Source organism: Vibrio sp. Evd11, from assembly GCF_900382755.1.
Lineage (GTDB): Bacteria > Pseudomonadota > Gammaproteobacteria > Enterobacterales > Vibrionaceae > Vibrio > Vibrio lentus.
On record NZ_OSDX01000013.1, the window covers coordinates 70,492 to 85,512 of the forward strand.

The 15,021-nt window shown below is 42.9% G+C and carries 14 protein-coding genes; 6 read left to right on the plus strand and 8 right to left on the minus strand.

From position 1 onward, the window contains the following. Positions 1-170: 170 nt before the first annotated feature. The 3 genes from ED652_RS08165 to ED652_RS08175 all read right to left on the minus strand — a co-directional run bounded on the left by ED652_RS08165 (position 171) and on the right by ED652_RS08175 (position 1,406). Positions 171-485 carry a GIY-YIG nuclease family protein gene (locus ED652_RS08165; protein WP_122054271.1) on the minus strand — a complete coding sequence of 105 codons (315 nt, stop codon included), beginning with the start codon at positions 483-485 and terminating at the stop codon, positions 171-173. Beyond that, positions 486-1,142, minus strand: coding sequence for a YceH family protein (locus tag ED652_RS08170; RefSeq protein ID WP_065112737.1), 657 nt, complete (start codon positions 1,140-1,142; stop codon positions 486-488). A gap of 63 nt (positions 1,143-1,205) precedes the next feature. Further along, positions 1,206-1,406: a hypothetical protein gene (locus tag ED652_RS08175; RefSeq protein WP_065105353.1), complete on the minus strand. Its 201-nt coding sequence runs from the start codon at positions 1,404-1,406 to the stop codon at positions 1,206-1,208. A gap of 195 nt (positions 1,407-1,601) precedes the next feature. Here ED652_RS08175 and ED652_RS08180 point away from each other — a divergent pair, with 195 nt between their 5' ends. The 3 genes from ED652_RS08180 to ED652_RS08195 all read left to right on the plus strand — a co-directional run bounded on the left by ED652_RS08180 (position 1,602) and on the right by ED652_RS08195 (position 3,360). Then, on the plus strand, positions 1,602-1,916 hold the full coding sequence (locus tag ED652_RS08180; RefSeq protein ID WP_017105326.1) for a DUF496 family protein: 315 nt from the start codon (positions 1,602-1,604) through the stop codon (positions 1,914-1,916). Positions 1,917-2,335: 419 nt separating this feature from the next. After that, on the plus strand, positions 2,336-2,962 hold the full coding sequence (locus tag ED652_RS08190) for a hypothetical protein (protein ID WP_122054273.1): 627 nt from the start codon (positions 2,336-2,338) through the stop codon (positions 2,960-2,962). Positions 2,963-3,123: 161 nt separating this feature from the next. Then, positions 3,124-3,360 (plus strand): hypothetical protein, encoded by a 237-nt coding sequence (locus ED652_RS08195; RefSeq protein WP_017110768.1) that lies wholly within the window; start codon positions 3,124-3,126, stop codon positions 3,358-3,360. 97 nt (positions 3,361-3,457) lie between these two features. On the opposite strand, the gene ED652_RS08200 is transcribed toward ED652_RS08195, so the two are convergent. Next, positions 3,458-6,022: an ATP-binding protein gene (locus tag ED652_RS08200; protein ID WP_122054274.1), complete on the minus strand. Its 2,565-nt coding sequence runs from the start codon at positions 6,020-6,022 to the stop codon at positions 3,458-3,460. A 908-nt stretch (positions 6,023-6,930) separates the two neighbouring features. Between ED652_RS08200 and ED652_RS08205 the strand changes: the two genes are divergently transcribed. Further along, entirely contained in the window at positions 6,931-8,367 is a 1,437-nt protein-coding gene (locus ED652_RS08205) for a glyceraldehyde-3-phosphate dehydrogenase (RefSeq protein WP_017105329.1), read from the plus strand. 245 nt (positions 8,368-8,612) lie between these two features. Here the strand turns inward: ED652_RS08205 and ED652_RS08210 are convergent, their stop codons facing one another. Then, on the minus strand, positions 8,613-9,692 hold the full coding sequence (locus ED652_RS08210) for a hybrid-cluster NAD(P)-dependent oxidoreductase (protein WP_122054276.1): 1,080 nt from the start codon (positions 9,690-9,692) through the stop codon (positions 8,613-8,615). Between the two features lie 112 nt (positions 9,693-9,804). Further along, positions 9,805-11,466: a hydroxylamine reductase gene (gene hcp, locus ED652_RS08215; RefSeq protein ID WP_122054278.1), complete on the minus strand. Its 1,662-nt coding sequence runs from the start codon at positions 11,464-11,466 to the stop codon at positions 9,805-9,807. Between the two features lie 274 nt (positions 11,467-11,740). On the opposite strand from hcp, the gene ED652_RS08220 reads away from it, so the two are divergent. Then, positions 11,741-11,971, plus strand: coding sequence for a hypothetical protein (locus tag ED652_RS08220; RefSeq protein WP_009845683.1), 231 nt, complete (start codon positions 11,741-11,743; stop codon positions 11,969-11,971). A gap of 53 nt (positions 11,972-12,024) precedes the next feature. Continuing rightward, positions 12,025-13,188 carry a carboxylesterase gene (locus ED652_RS08225; protein ID WP_122054280.1) on the plus strand — a complete coding sequence of 388 codons (1,164 nt, stop codon included), beginning with the start codon at positions 12,025-12,027 and terminating at the stop codon, positions 13,186-13,188. A 109-nt stretch (positions 13,189-13,297) separates the two neighbouring features. Here the strand turns inward: ED652_RS08225 and ED652_RS08230 are convergent, their stop codons facing one another. Next, complete coding sequence (locus ED652_RS08230) at positions 13,298-13,912, minus strand: LysE family translocator (RefSeq protein ID WP_009845685.1); 615 nt, start codon at positions 13,910-13,912, stop codon at positions 13,298-13,300. A gap of 100 nt (positions 13,913-14,012) precedes the next feature. Continuing rightward, the gene (locus ED652_RS08235; protein WP_122054281.1) at positions 14,013-14,960 is read right to left on the minus strand and encodes a LysR family transcriptional regulator; all 948 of its coding nucleotides are present in this window, start codon (positions 14,958-14,960) and stop codon (positions 14,013-14,015) included. Positions 14,961-15,021 lie beyond the last annotated feature (61 nt).

Genomic DNA, 15,021 nt, shown 5'->3' on the forward strand with positions numbered 1-15,021 from the left:
AATGTGCTATATGTCAATTTGGAAATGAGACTGTAATGAGTGAGCTCTATGATGAGATCGAGCCGATCAAGCAAGATTAAATTACTCTTTATATTCAGTAATTTAAGTTATTTACATAGAGAGAATTGCATTATTAAGATTCAATTAATAACGAATATTTTAGCTATGAATTATGAGACTTCGATATATTGAATTTGGTCTTCTTGCCACTCAATAATTAGTTTGAGTGATACCAATTTTTCTTTGCGAAGCTTAGGTAATTGTTTGATCGCGTATTCGGTTTTCAATGCCTCACTTTTTGACCCAACATCAAAACTCCAAACTAGCTCAAGTGGGCCTTTGCCTTTAAGGGCTTTTGCACCTTTACCGGTTTGATGTTGTTCAAATCGGCGTTCTAAATTATTCGTTACACCGCAATAAAGAGCGTTGTGACGATTGCGGATCAAGTACACCACCCAACCCGCATTTTTATCTAAGGTAGACATCTAAAGTAGTGATTCAACCATTTCTTTAAGCTCAGCAACTTCTGCCTTTAGGCTCGCGACTTCGGTTTCCAACTCTTCAAGTCTTCCGCTATTCGCAGTTGGTTGAGAAGCACCTACAGACGCAGTTGCAAATGACTCAACATCCACTTCACCACTCAATAAATGTTGGTAACGCGATTCACGTTTACCCGCTTCACGTGGCAGCTTCACCACTAAAGCACCCGCTTCTCTTACGGCTAATTTGTCTAGCGTAGCTTCCACTTCCTTAACATCGCTGAAATTTGCAAGACGACCTGTTCTTGTGCGCAATTCACCAGGCGTTTGTGCGCCACGAAGAAGCATACAGCAGATTATCGCACGCTCTTGCTCAGTAAATTGCAAATCACCAAATTCAGTATTACAGAAACGGTGCTGATACTTATTCACTCGACTATTGAAGCTGCTTTCATCACTGACAAGACGACGCGCTATCAATCCATCAACAGCATCTAATACTTCAGACTCAGAAAGAGAGAGCACAGGCTCACGGTTACTCTTTTGGTTACATGCCGTGGTTAAGCTGTTCAACGTTAACGGGTAATGATCAGGAGTGGTAACTTCTTTCTCGATCAAACAACCGATAATTCTCGCTTCAATTGGGGAAAGTACTGTGTTCATCATTTTTCCTTTTTATTATTTTGATTACTCCGTCTCAACACTGAAGAATGCAGCCAATGATGACTAGTGCTCAGACAAAATAGGTACTCTTTTCTTTCGGCCTTGTTCATCAATCATTATGATTTTAGAACGGTTCAGCTCTATTTCCACGACTTCCAGATAAGTACGCTCTTTGACATACGCCTCTCGAAGCTTGCTTTGTTCTGCTGAAGATTCGGTAACACCCTCTACCAGATCGTCTGTTTCTAATTGTTGTTGATTCATTTCACATTTCGTATCAATGAAGTATCTATACTGGATACTAACTTGAACTCTTAGATAAAAACAATCGCACTTGAGCGAGAGTGTCGAATAATTATACAACCTTACTTTTGCTTTGATCTAAAGACTGTTACAACACCAACTGATGTGCTTTAATCAGAACCAGACAACGTATTTGACGATTAGGAAAAGGAATCTATGAGCAGCGTATTTGAAATTGTTAACCAAGCACGACGTAAGAACAAACTTAAGCGTGAACTTTTAGACAACGAAAAGAAAGTTCGTGACAACCGTAAGCGTGTCGACCTTCTTGATAACCTACTTGACTACGTCAAGCCAGAAATGACTCATGACGAGATCCTAGGCATTATCAAAAACATGAAAGCTGACTACGAAGACCGCGTTGATGATCACATCATCAAAAGCGCTGAGATCTCAAAAGCTCGTCGCGACATCAGCCGCCGTATTCGTGAACTAACAGAAGAAGACAAGCAAATCCAAGGTAAGAAGTAATCTAACCCTAGCGAATTTACTTGCAACAATGTTAGGGCGTATTGACCTTTCGAGGTTAAGTTTTGTTCGAGATAAAAGCGTTTTAATCGCGGCGAGGGGGAAGTAGCCTAGTCATTCTAAGCAAATCTCCCTCAACAAAGAGTAAAGCGCTTTTAGCCGAACCCTTCGGGCAGCGTTTGCTGGTCATTTCTACTACGTTATCGGCTTCTCATGTAGGCTAGCTACACATCGACGCCTCTGCCTTGTATAAATACCCAGCAACTCGCTGCAAAAACTAGCTCGAAAAATCAATACGCCCTAATAACCCACTCTTTGTAGTGGGTTTTTTTATACCCAAATACTACCGTCTATACTTAAGCGAACGTAAATAACTGAGTGAATATAAGTAGCTGAGTGAACCTAAGCAATGGAGTGACCTTATGTACGCGAGTATTCTGATTACCTTAGCGCTATCAACGGCACAACCCTACCCTGAAGAATTTGAGAAGCTTTATACCGAAGAACAAGAAATCACTTATGACGATCTGGTGGTCGATGTTCATGGTTACAAAGTTCCCACGAGATCAGCATTCCGAGGCTGGATGCTTCTTAATCATGCACAGGACCAAGTCAAAGCAGTCAGACAACAATTCAAAGACAACGGCATCACACAAAGCATGCCTCTGCACTTAGTTCTGTTGCAAGGAACCGATTGGGCGATGAGCAACACCACGCTGTTTACCCTTCCCAATAAAAAGCACGTTCCCAACATGATTAACACCCTCAAATACATCCAACAATATATTGAACCAGAAATCGGGGTTGTTATCCCTGTGTCGGGGGAGCGAACCGATATCTATAACCAACAAGCGGGTGGTGCGCTACGAAGTAAACACTTGGAATTTTGTGCCTTAGACTTAGTGCCCGCGAATGATATTACTCGCGAAGATCTCCACGTGAAGCTTAAAAAAATTCATGCTGAATTTGGGCAAAAGAATAACGTTGGACTGGGTTTATATTCTGGAGTTCGATTCCATATTGATACTTGTGGATTCAGACAATGGTAAATACACACATTAGAGTCATAAAGACAACAATAATAGCAATGTCAATTTGACACTAACATAAATATAAAACCATAATCAATTGATTTAAATCAACAAATAAAAATGGAACACTAATTGCTATTGATAAGTATCATCATTATTAATAGCAATTAGGAATTCACATGAAGACGATGACTCAACGCTTTCAAACTCTACTTTCTGTTTCAAACTTCAGTTTAGCAATAACGGCTCTGCTTATGCTTCTTAGCATCATAGTGGCTTATCCTATGGCAGACCATTTCTCACTGCCAATTCAAGTCGTTGCGCACATCAGTACGATATTGGTGGCTGCCTTGCTAAAGATTAGTTATGTCGGTCGCTGCCTTGCTCAATATAATCTAGGGCTAGAAGTAAGATAGGAATAGAACAACCATTAATAACAGCACCATTTTCATTCCACGCACCTCGGATCATTGAAGTATGCTCAACGTCTTCATCAAAGAGGTGTTCGTTGGCTTAAACGATATCTAAGCTGCTAAAAAGGTCATAAAGTTGGTGGGATTTATAAGGTTTAGGTAAGTAAGCATTCATACCGGCTTCAAAGCAATCTTTAATGTCCTCGTCCAACACGCTGGCTGTAAGGGCAATGATCGGTAATAGCGTAACGCCCTGTTCTGTTTCCCAATCTCGGATCGCTCTAGTCGCGGTAATGCCATCCATGACAGGCATCATACAGTCCATTAGAATCGCATCAAACTGAGCGCCTTGAGTAATCACATCAACCGCTTCTTGACCATTGCTGGCAATCAGATATTCATAGCCAGCTTTCTCAAGAAAGAAGCTCGCTATCTTTTGATTCATCAGGTTGTCTTCAACAATCAGAATACGTCGATTCAGAGAACGAACTTCTTCATCTTTTACTTCCACCGTCGGTGATTGTACTTCACCGGCATCAAGCGATCGTAGGCTGTTTAAGAAGCGTCTACCCAAAAATGGTAATGTATGGGTCGAGTGAACCGTTTCTGTGATTAGATTGGTTTTAAATAGGTGATGCTGGCACACAATAACGCGAGTCAGCGGATACAACGCCTTTAACGCCTCAAGATCTTTCCTCGTAGAGTGATGCAGCGTGTGACAATAAAGTACCAAGTCACTTTCTTTCAGGCTCTCACCAAGATCCGAAATGGATGACACAACATTAGGTCGAACATTTAAGCGCTCGCACTCTTTGACCAATTGATCGAGGTAATTGAAAGAATTAGAAATAATTGTCGCACGGCTTAGGTTATCGAACGTTTGAGCGTGAGCCTCGACCGTGTCTACGTACAAACAAAAGGTGAATGTAGAGCCTCCTCCTTTCACTGAGCGCGCGGTAATATACCCTCCCATCAAATCAACAAGCTGTCGACAAATCGCTAGCCCTAATCCTGTGCCTCCAAACTGTCGAGTAATACTTCCATCTTCTTGCGTGAAAGGTTCGAAAATCGACTCTAGTTTCTCTGGCTCGATACCGATACCGGTGTCAGTCACGGTGCAATCAAGCTTTCCTCGACCTAGCGACATGGGCGTATAGGCAATATCTGTGGTGATTGATCCTTTAGACGTAAACTTAATCGCATTCGATAGTAAGTTGGTGAGCACCTGCCTAACACGATACTCATCAAAGAAGAGTTGTGGTGGCGTTTGTGGGTCAATATTAATGTCGAGTTCAATATCTTTACTCATCGCTTTCGACAAAATCACACTCACAGAGTCATAGACGGCCTCTCTCAAGTCGGCGTTATGCGGCGACAACATCAAGTTACCCGACTCAATTTTTGAAAGATCGAGAATGTCATTGAGTAGAACCAGCAAGGAATGGGAAGACGATTCGATATCCCCAAGCACTTCTTGTTGATTAGCGCTCAGTTGGCTCTGAGATAAAATCTCCGCCATACCAATAATTCCATTGAGCGGCGTGCGTATTTCATGAGACATGTTTGCTAGAAAGGCACTTTTGGCTTTGTTTGCTGAAACCGCATCTTCTTTTGCTTCAATCAACTCTTGGTTGTGATGATAATTACGCTCCATCACACGGTTTAGCGTTTCAGTGAATTCAGAAAGCTCGTCGTTCCCTTGAGTGTGAATCATCTTAGGCTTGCCATAGCTATCTGCGCACTCCGACACCCCTTTTAGAATCAGCGATAAGTTACGATTCAAACGCAGAGAAGTAGCGATACCGAGCCAAAGCAAAACACCTGAAGCAACCAAAATCAGCAGCGTCATGACCAAGGTCTGCCGTTTTTGCAATGCGATGTTCTTTGTCAGATCTGATTGCAATTGCTTAGTGTAAGCACCAATCGCTTGTGAAATAGCCCTTTTTTTCAGCTCTAAACCTTTCAAATGGTCATAGATTTCGGGTGACGAGAAGTCCCCTTTGAGGATTCGTGATGTGAAGTTGTCTTGAAGTTTATCTTTGGCGACAGTGTTTAACAGTTGTCTAATATTTGAAGAGCGAGTGCCCGAACGAAAAAACGTGTCTAATAACTGTTGTTGTCTTTCCAAAGCACCAACATAACTCAGTAGATATTGGTTTTTCAATTCTGGAGAGCGATACAAACTGTAGCTTAACCACGCCTCTCTCTGAGTCCAGAACACGTAATTAGTCAGATGGACAAACATCGCCTCTGCTTGGCCGATATCTTGATCTACCAAGATCATTTGATATTCCGACAGCTCCATCAACGCGGCTTTTAGCAAATCGAAGGCGCGTTCTGTGAGCTGTGTGTTGTCGGTGCTTTCTGTCACTTGAGCAAGGCTCATCAAAACTTTTTTAAGTTCGACCAACTGTGGTTCTACACTCCAGTTAGTATCGAACTGTTGAAGTCTTATCTCATACTGAGTGAGTCTATCCAGTTCTGATTGCAACTTTAATAGCAGCTGACCTTTCTCAGGAGAGTCATTAGACAGAACCAACCATCGATAGGCATTACTTGAAATAGTATTGAAAGATTGAAGCGCTTCGACCTTAATACGCGTTGTTTCAAGGTAGTTCATCTTCTTATCGTTCTTTAGCACTTCATTGACTGTAAACCCAAACATAATGAATACAGAAACCGTGGAAAGAAAAATAAGACGCCATCTAATTGACATGTTTATCATTTTTATAACGACTCCCTTCCCGACAGTAATTTTACCTAGCCCACGTTAAGGATAGGACATTAACAGAGGTTATTGATCAAATTGGATATGAACTGACGATACTCTGAGCCCAGAATAGACATTTATATCAACTGGCATCACTTTCGGTGCTTAAAGAGTGGGAGGTATTTATTTGAGTCAGTGAGGTGTAAACCCATGAGGTCTACTCAAGAGAGGTACAAACAAGTTAAGTGAAGCTAGATTTATCTAGTTATTATCATTCGCATAACAAGTGAAAAAGAAAGCCTATCGGTCCCACAAGGCAGAGAGTAACAACTCTAGACATTAACAAAGTCGACAATTAGATGAAAATTGTGAGATCTAATCGTTTGCGCCATGCACTTTTCGCTCTCTACCTAAGCTTATGCCAAGGTCGAACAGGAAAAACGGTCGGTTTGCTTATCTGTTGTTTACCATTTACGTGTAACTTGAGTTAATGATCACATCTTTAATGATCACTATGACCTTTATTACATATCATATTTTGATTTGAGTATTTTTTGGCGAAAATTAAGTGCTACAGATTGTTAAAGTCAATAGCCTTTATGAGTGCTAAAACCTTAATTTATGACTAAGTTAAAGCCAATTTACAGACAATTTATCTGCATTTATTTTTCCTAGCAGAATAACCCGTCGTACCTTACAATCCTGCCACATAAAAATTACAAGTTGCACACAAGGCATATCAAGCGCATTTTAAGTGGCGTTAAAGACCACAAAAGCTTAGATAGCTCAATTCCCCCATGCACTCATGGCTACCCTACATTCGCTATGATTGCAGAAATTAACGTGAAAGGTCCCGAGTAAAGATGAGTCCCGAAAAGCACCTCCTAGACTGGCAAACTAGTCAAACTATTGCTGAATCAATCGCTCCTACTTTAGGTCAGTTGTACCGCCAAAAAGGCGTTGAAGTTATCCTCTTCGGTAAAACATTGGTTAACGCAACAACTATCGACATCATCAAAGCTCACCGCATCGCAAAACGTTACACAGGTTCTCCGCTTACCGCAGAACAGACTCAACCAATCATTCAACACCTTCTCTCTATGGATTTATCTCCATGTCGTATCGATGTTGGCCGCCTTGCTCATACATTCTGGCAAGATCGCGAAGACACACACGGGTTGGATGATTTCCTACAAACTGCACTTTTAGAATCGCTTGAAGGCGATGCGATGACAGAACCTCGCGATGTTGTCTTGTACGGTTTTGGTCGTATTGGCCGCTTGCTCACTCGTCTATTGATCGAGAAAAGTGGCCCAGGTTACCCACTGCGTTTACGTGCAATTGTTGTTCGTGGCGGCAAAGATGGTGACTTAGAAAAACGTGCAAGCTTGCTACGTCGTGACTCTGTTCATGGCCAATTCAACGGCAGCATCGTTGTAGACCAAGAACGTAAAGCGATCATCGTTAACGGTAACTTCATCCAAGTTATCTACGCAAACAAGCCAGCAGAAGTGGATTACACATCTTACGGTATCGAGAATGCACTTGTGGTTGATAACACAGGTGTGTGGCGTGACGCTGAAGGCCTAAGCCAACACGTTGCGTGTAATGGTGCGAAGAAGGTTCTACTGACTGCGCCAGGCAAAGGTGAAATCAAGAACGTTGTATTTGGTGTAAACCAAAATGACATTCAACCAGAAGACACGATCATCTCTGCTGCAAGCTGTACAACCAACGCGATTACGCCAGTATTAAAAGCGGTTCACGACAAGTTTGGTGTCCTATCAGGTCACATCGAAACGGTTCACTCATTTACCAATGACCAAAACCTAATCGATAACTTCCACTCAGGTGATCGTCGTGGTCGTGCTGCTTCATTGAATATGGTACTGACATCGACTGGCGCTGCTAAAGCGGTATCAAAAGCGATGCCAGAAATGGAAGGTAAGCTAACAGGTAATGCGATTCGCGTACCTACGCCAAACGTTTCAATGGCAGTAGCAAACCTAAACCTTGAGAAAGGCACAAACAAAGAAGAGTTGAACGAATACCTGCGTGAAATGGCGCTATCTTCAACTTTATCTGCACAGATTGATTACACCGACTCAACCGAGATTGTATCTACCGATTTGGTTGGTTCTCGCCACCCAGGTGTGGTTGACGGTGTTGCAACTATCGCGCAAGACAACCGCGCTGTTCTTTACATTTGGTACGACAACGAGTTTGGCTACAGCTGCCAAGTTGTTCACTGTATGGAACAGATGATGGGTGTTCGTTACAAGACATACCCTGAAGTTTAAACGACTTCGATCTTGTAACTAACTCAGCGCAAACGGCTCCACAACATAATAATTATATCTGCGAAGTCTATTATGGGCTTCGCAACCCTTCTTGTTTTACTCCCCCGTATAAACAGGAAGGTTGCCACTTAGATCTGCTCTCTCTATCTGATCTAAGTGGCCTTTTTACATCTGTTACTTTAATTTTGGTCTCTATTACGCCAACTTTGTTTTTACCGTTCTAACAAAGCTCGACTTCACATCTGCTACAGCTCAACCTCAACATCTGACTGAATCGTACTCGAACACGCAAGGACATAACCTTGCTCAATCTGTTCTGGCGTCAATGTTTCTTGGCTGCTTGATTCCACTGAACCTTTGGTTACTTTGCACTTGCAAGAACCACAAATCCCACTGCGACAGGCAATAATAATCGGAACACCAGCTTTCTCTAATGAATCAGCCAGTGGTGTACCCGCTTCCGCTTCTACTTCTGCGCCAAATGCAGGAACAAACACCTTAACGGCACCATTTGAATCTACAGACGCTTCCGCTTGTGACTCTTCTGAAGCTGTATTGCTATTGGTTAGTGAATCCGTGTTTGGGTTCGCTGGCGTGAAACTTTCTTGATAGAAATTTTCCATGTTGAATTCTAGTTCTTTCAGGTAACTTTCTATGTTTTGCATAAAGCCAACTGGGCCGCACAGATAAACAGTTCGGTCTAAAATATCTGGGCTTAGTTTTACTAACCAATTCTTATCTAATCGACCTTGAGGAGCTAATGTTCCTTCACTGTCTTTTAGCAGCAATTTAAGATTGAAGTTGCTGTTCGCCTCATCTAATTGATGCAGTTCTTGAAAGTAAATGGTCTCACGCTTATTGCGTGCCATGTGGACGAAGTCGATCTCAATATCACTGCCTTGAGCCAGCCAGTATTTTGCCATTGCCATCACGGGTGTAATACCGCAACCTGCACTCACTAGCGTCACTTTTTTCGTTGCTGTTGGCATGCAATCAATACAGTTAAACGCGCCAGCAGGCTTCAATACTGAAACCTCATCACCTTCATCAAGCTCATCAACAATAAAGTTCGAAACCAAGCCACCTTCCACACGTTTCACCGTGAGCTTCAGGCGATTATCTTCAGGACAAGAAGCCACAGAATAGGCGCGATAATCGGTTTTCGTCGGCATATCTAAACCCAGAGTAATGAATTGCCCTGGCTTAAAATTGAAATGTAAGTCTTGTGGAATACTGCCAAGCTCAAAACTGACCGTATCTGGTGTCTCGTGCCATTTCTTTAAACACACTAAATTGATTGAATCGCTATCCGACCATGCATACATAGTTCACGCACCTTACTGATGATTAAATGACTAAAGATTTAAATCTAAAAAGCCCCGCAGCTGTTTGTTTTATTAAAAACGTCACAACAACGAGGCTTCAGGTTGGCTTAAATTAAGCCGCTAAGATTGTTTTAAGATCTTGTTCTGGCGTTGAAATAGAACGCATATCGAACTCGTCTTGCATAATCTTAAGTAGGTTTTCAGTTAGGAACGCAGGTGCTGTAGGGCCTGTGTAGATACCTTTCACACCTAGAGCGAACAGAGTAAGCAAGATAACGATCGCTTTTTGCTCGAACCAAGATAGAACCAGCGTTAACGGAAGTTCGTTGATACCACAATCAAACTCTTGAGACAGTGCGATAGCAAGCTGAATCGCAGAGTAAGCATCGTTACATTGGCCAACATCTAACAGACGTGGGATACCGTTAATGTCGCCGAATTGGTTTTTGTTGAAACGGAATTTACCACATGCCAATGTCAGGATTACTGAATCTTCTGGCGCTTGAGCTGTGAAGTCTGTGTAGTAGCTACGTTCAGATTTGTCGCCGTCACAACCACCCACTAGGAAGAAGTGCTTGATGTTGCCTTCTTTCACTTGCTCAACAACCGCTGGTGCCGCTTCCATCAGTGCGTTACGACCAAAACCGACAGTGATCATTTGCTCGATCTCGTCGTGTTTGAAACCTTCTTGCGCTAGTGCACAATCAATTACTGCGCTGAAATCGTCGCCTTCAAGGTGATCAACACCCGGCCAGCCCACGATACTACGCGTAAATAGACGGTCTGCGTAAGAACCTACATCAGGGTTAAGCAGGCAGTTAGACGTCATTACAATTGCGCCAGGGAAGTTAGCGAATTCTTTTTGCTGGTTCTGCCAAGCGCTGCCGTAGTTACCCGCAAGGTGTGGGTACTTGTTCAGTTCTGGGTAACCGTGTGCTGGTAGCATCTCACCGTTAGTGTAAACATTGATGCCCTTGCCTTCGGTTTGTTGAAGGATCTTTTCTAGATCATGCAAGTCGTGACCAGAAACAAGAATACAGTGACCTTTTTTAGTCTTCACATTCACGGTTGTTGGTTGCGGGTGACCGAAGATATCTGTCTCGCCTTTGTCTAGCATTTCCATTACTTTGTAGTTCATCAAGCCAATCTGCATTGATGTATCAAGTAACTGTTTTAGATCGGATGGATCTGTACCTAGGAACGCCATGATTTCATGATATTCAGCGAAAATAGCATTGTCAGTCTGACCAAGTACACGAGCGTGCTCCATGTAGGCTGCCGCACCTTTTAAGCCGTATAGGCAAAGAAGACGAAGACCAATCACATCTTCGTGTTGAGAGTCGTGACCACGGTTTACAGCAGCTTGAGGCGCAAGTGCCAATAGCTCTGAAGAATCTGTTGGAAGATCGAACTGTGCTGCTGCAGAAAGCTCTGGAATTTCAAAACCAATCAATGTTGCTGCTACGCGAACTTTTTGCTCTAAACGCTGCTTGAATTCATGAGACTGTTGTGCGAATTCGATAATACGAGCAGGGTCGAAGTTAACGTTAGTCAGTGTTGCGAAGAACGCTTTTGGTGCCCACTCATCAACTTCTGTATCAATAACATCGCAAGCGCGACCTAGGCTTGCCCAAAAAGAAACACCTTGAAGAGAATGCACCAACACGTCTTGAAGGTCGGATACTTCCGAAGTTTTTCCACACATGCCTTGTGCGAAAGAACAGCCTTTTACGGTTGGGGTTTGAATTGTTTGTTCACATTGAATACAGAACATAAAGGGGCTCCAGTAATTTTTCATTAGCTGTAAGTGCTTTGCTTACAGTGACTTATTCCAAACCCTATAGAGCATCAAGCGTGCCAACTTTTAAGTTATTGATTTTTATAAACTTAAGTGAATTCCATATTTTTAGTGCGTGAATATGACTACATATAAACCCGAAAACCATACACACCTGTGTCATAGTGACTCTTGAAGAATATTTTCCGGTGTTCATGTTTCGTTCAGAATAGAAGCGATAAAGTAACAACATAGAAAGAGAGGAATGAATATGAAAAATATATTAGTTACGATTGTTGCATTGTTTACTGGCCTTTTGGCGTTATTCACGAGCTTGATTCTTGCTATTCCTTTAGCTATTGCAGCTTTAATCACTGGCAAGCGCATTCAGAATCAAATGAAAAAACAGGGTTTCGCAGCTCACATGAACACACGTCAATCATCTACCAGTGATGCCGGTGTTATTGAAGGTGAATACGAAGACCTTTCAAGCAGAAAGTAATCTAAACTTCAGTTTCAGACATAGTAAAAGAACAACAGAGACAACATCAAAAAATGCATAGAAATACTATTCTAACGCTGCTCGCCTTAACGACTTTAAGTCTCGTTGGTTGTTCCAACGAGACATCGATACCTGCTTACGAAACATCTCCAAACTTGCCTGAATATCAGCAAGACAGCTTTGATGCCTACGTCAATGAAACTCAAGATTGGTTATTGAAAAACCGTGTATTCATGACCAAAGACAAGCAGCTAGAGATTCGACTCAATTCACCCACCGAATACAAACCTGCGACACCTAACGGTAAGGCAGTTTTATTGGTTCATGGGTTAGGTGATTCCCCCTACTCGTTTAAAGACATCGCAACGCACTTAGCAGAACAAGGCTACCTAGTGAGAACGGTATTGCTACCGGGCCACGGCAGTCGTGTTGGCGACTTAATGCAGCCAAACTTAGAAGATTGGCAAGGCGTGGTGGCTCATCATACTCAGTTACTTGAGCAAGAGTATGATTCTGTGTGGCTTGGCGGTTATTCAACAGGTGCGAACCTCGTGACTTCACAGGCAATGAACGATCCTAAGATCTCTGGGTTACTGTTGTTTTCTCCTGCGTTCCAACCGAGTTCGTCTGCGGTTCAATATGCAGGGCTAGCAAGCTACTTTGTTACGTGGGCGGATCAAGATCCTGAAGACAATGTATTACGTTACAACTCACTGCCAATGAATGGTGCCTCGGTTTACTATGAGACATCAGAAGTGGTTCGTGAAGACTTACAAGATAAACACTTTGATAAGCCAGTGTTTATTATGATGAGTGAAGGCGACAGTGTGATTGATACCCGCTTCGTTCAACAAGTATTTACAGAGTCTATGCCAAACCCAAATAACGTGTTGATTTGGCAAGGGGAAACCACACTTGACGATCCTCGCGCTGTTCAATACAGCATGAAGATCCCAGAGCAACGTATTTCGAACGGTTCTCATATGGGCTTACTGTTCTCGCCAAGCAATCCTTACTACGGGATCAATGGTAGCGAGAAAATCTGCTCCAATGGTCAAGAGGAAGGTTTTGAAGCACAGTGCAACGCGACAAGTGAAGTGTGGTACTCAGCGTGGGGATATCGTGAAGAAGGTAAAAACCATGCGCGCTTGACCTACAATCCGTACTTTTCAGATTCCATGGAAAAACTCGATGCAGTGCTGAATTCGGAAGGCTAACAAGCTCAAGTCTGTCGAAGCCAATCCATAGAGGTCAAAAAGGCTCACTAGATAACGTCTAGTGAGCCTTTTTAATGGATATCGTTTCTTGCCAGTATATGGACTATCGCTATATCGTCCACACCACACGAACGGCAAGGAGGATTAAAACCACGCCAGACAATCGATCGATCAACTGTGCTTTTGCTCGAATGCGCTCTACGATCAACGGGCTAGAGAGCACCAAAGTAATAAAGGTATACCAAAGGCCATCAACAATCAGTGGCGTTGAGACAATAATCACTTGATTGCTCAGTTCGTTACCTAACGCCACAAATTGGCTAAATAGAGCGATAAAAAACAGAGCGATCTTAGGGCTCAAGATTGAGATCAAGAAAGCTTCGCGAGCAGACTGCATGTAGCTCATCTGTTCACCCGCTTCCAATTTCGCGGCGACACCACCTTTCGAACGTAACGCGTTTACACCGAGATAGAGCAGATACGCTGCACCCGCTAAACTGATCCCTTTGAACAACATTGGTGATTGCTCAAGCACAACGGCTAAACCGACAATGGTTGCGAACGCGTAAATACCTATGCCCGCAGCGTGTGACCAAGCTGCGATAAGTCCGTTCATACGGCCACCAGCCAAACTGTGCTTAGCGATCATCGCCAAGCTTGGGCCCGGAGACATTGCACCCAACAAGCAAATCGCTAATAAAGAAAACCAAATTGTTACTGTCATCATTCCATTCCTAGTAAAACAAAGCGTTCCAGCTGAACACTCTACAATTAATACTCAATACTTGGCGCTTACAATAAGCCGCAGTAGGTATTATTTGAAATCAAAGATTATCATCACTGGTATGATTTGAAATCATACTTATATTGTAACTCGACTTTTGGATGGCTTTAAACGCTTTCTCTCGAGCCCATTTATGGGCAGAGTCGTTGTCGTACTTAGGATGCCACATCAGCCAATAGGTATGCATTTCTGTCTCAAACGGCAGCGAAAAGTAAGCGACATCGAGATGTCGACCCAAGTTGTAAGCAATATGCTCCGGCACAATCATCAAGTAGTCGTCTTGCATTAACACGTTTCCCGCCGATGAAAAGAACGGCACCTTCAATACGATTCTGCGTTTGTGTCCCTGTTTCTTTAACGCAATATCCGAATAACTGTCTTTATCTCCCCCACCCGTGACTTTGATATGTGAGTAACTCACGATGTCTTCCGAGCTTATGGCTGATTGCTTAGCCAACGGATGAGAGGCTCTCATCAAACACACGGACTTATCCTCTCCGAGCTTGATACTTGAGACATGATCCGGTTTTTTGGGAAACATACTCGACGCCAAGTGAATACCTGATTCATTGAGCGTTTCAAGGAAGTTAGGTTGCCATAAACGATAAGCCAAGTTGATGTGGGGCGCGTCCTTCGACACCTCAGACACAATAATGGGCAAGATATACTGGGCAACATAATCACTCGAAGCCAACACCAATTCACCTTGCCAATCTTGTGGATCAAATGGCTTATCATCTAATAGGTGGTCAAACTCGCCCAGCAAGTCATCGAGCTTGCCTTTAAGCAACAAAGCACGGTTGGTTGGAACCAGTTTGTTCCCATCACGAACCAGAAGAGGATCACCACATAGCTCTCTAAGCTGAGCCAGTTGACGGCTCACCGCCGACTGCGTGATGTGCAGACGCTGAGCAGCTCGACTGACATGGCACTCTTCAAGAAGCACATGCAGCGACCGCAGTAAATTTAAATTGATATTACCTAACATCAGCAACCTTAGAGTGAATAAGAATAGAGTGAGTAACAATAAGTTGAGTAAGTACGGACAA

Excerpts from the sequence above, each read along its gene's own strand:
- ED652_RS08165 (WP_122054271.1), bottom strand. The coding sequence starts at position 485 with ATGTCTACCTTAGATAAAAATGCGGGTTGGGTGGTGTACTTGATCCGC.
- ED652_RS08170 (WP_065112737.1), bottom strand. The coding sequence starts at position 1,142 with ATGAACACAGTACTTTCCCCAATTGAAGCGAGAATTATCGGTTGTTTG.
- ED652_RS08175 (WP_065105353.1), bottom strand. The coding sequence starts at position 1,406 with ATGAATCAACAACAATTAGAAACAGACGATCTGGTAGAGGGTGTTACC.
- ED652_RS08180 (WP_017105326.1), top strand. The coding sequence starts at position 1,602 with ATGAGCAGCGTATTTGAAATTGTTAACCAAGCACGACGTAAGAACAAA.
- ED652_RS08190 (WP_122054273.1), top strand. The coding sequence starts at position 2,336 with ATGTACGCGAGTATTCTGATTACCTTAGCGCTATCAACGGCACAACCC.
- ED652_RS08195 (WP_017110768.1), top strand. The coding sequence starts at position 3,124 with ATGAAGACGATGACTCAACGCTTTCAAACTCTACTTTCTGTTTCAAAC.
- ED652_RS08200 (WP_122054274.1), bottom strand. The coding sequence starts at position 6,022 with ATGTTTGGGTTTACAGTCAATGAAGTGCTAAAGAACGATAAGAAGATG.
- ED652_RS08205 (WP_017105329.1), top strand. The coding sequence starts at position 6,931 with ATGAGTCCCGAAAAGCACCTCCTAGACTGGCAAACTAGTCAAACTATT.
- ED652_RS08210 (WP_122054276.1), bottom strand. The coding sequence starts at position 9,692 with ATGTATGCATGGTCGGATAGCGATTCAATCAATTTAGTGTGTTTAAAG.
- hcp (WP_122054278.1), bottom strand. The coding sequence starts at position 11,466 with ATGTTCTGTATTCAATGTGAACAAACAATTCAAACCCCAACCGTAAAA.
- ED652_RS08220 (WP_009845683.1), top strand. The coding sequence starts at position 11,741 with ATGAAAAATATATTAGTTACGATTGTTGCATTGTTTACTGGCCTTTTG.
- ED652_RS08225 (WP_122054280.1), top strand. The coding sequence starts at position 12,025 with ATGCATAGAAATACTATTCTAACGCTGCTCGCCTTAACGACTTTAAGT.
- ED652_RS08230 (WP_009845685.1), bottom strand. The coding sequence starts at position 13,912 with ATGACAGTAACAATTTGGTTTTCTTTATTAGCGATTTGCTTGTTGGGT.
- ED652_RS08235 (WP_122054281.1), bottom strand. The coding sequence starts at position 14,960 with ATGTTAGGTAATATCAATTTAAATTTACTGCGGTCGCTGCATGTGCTT.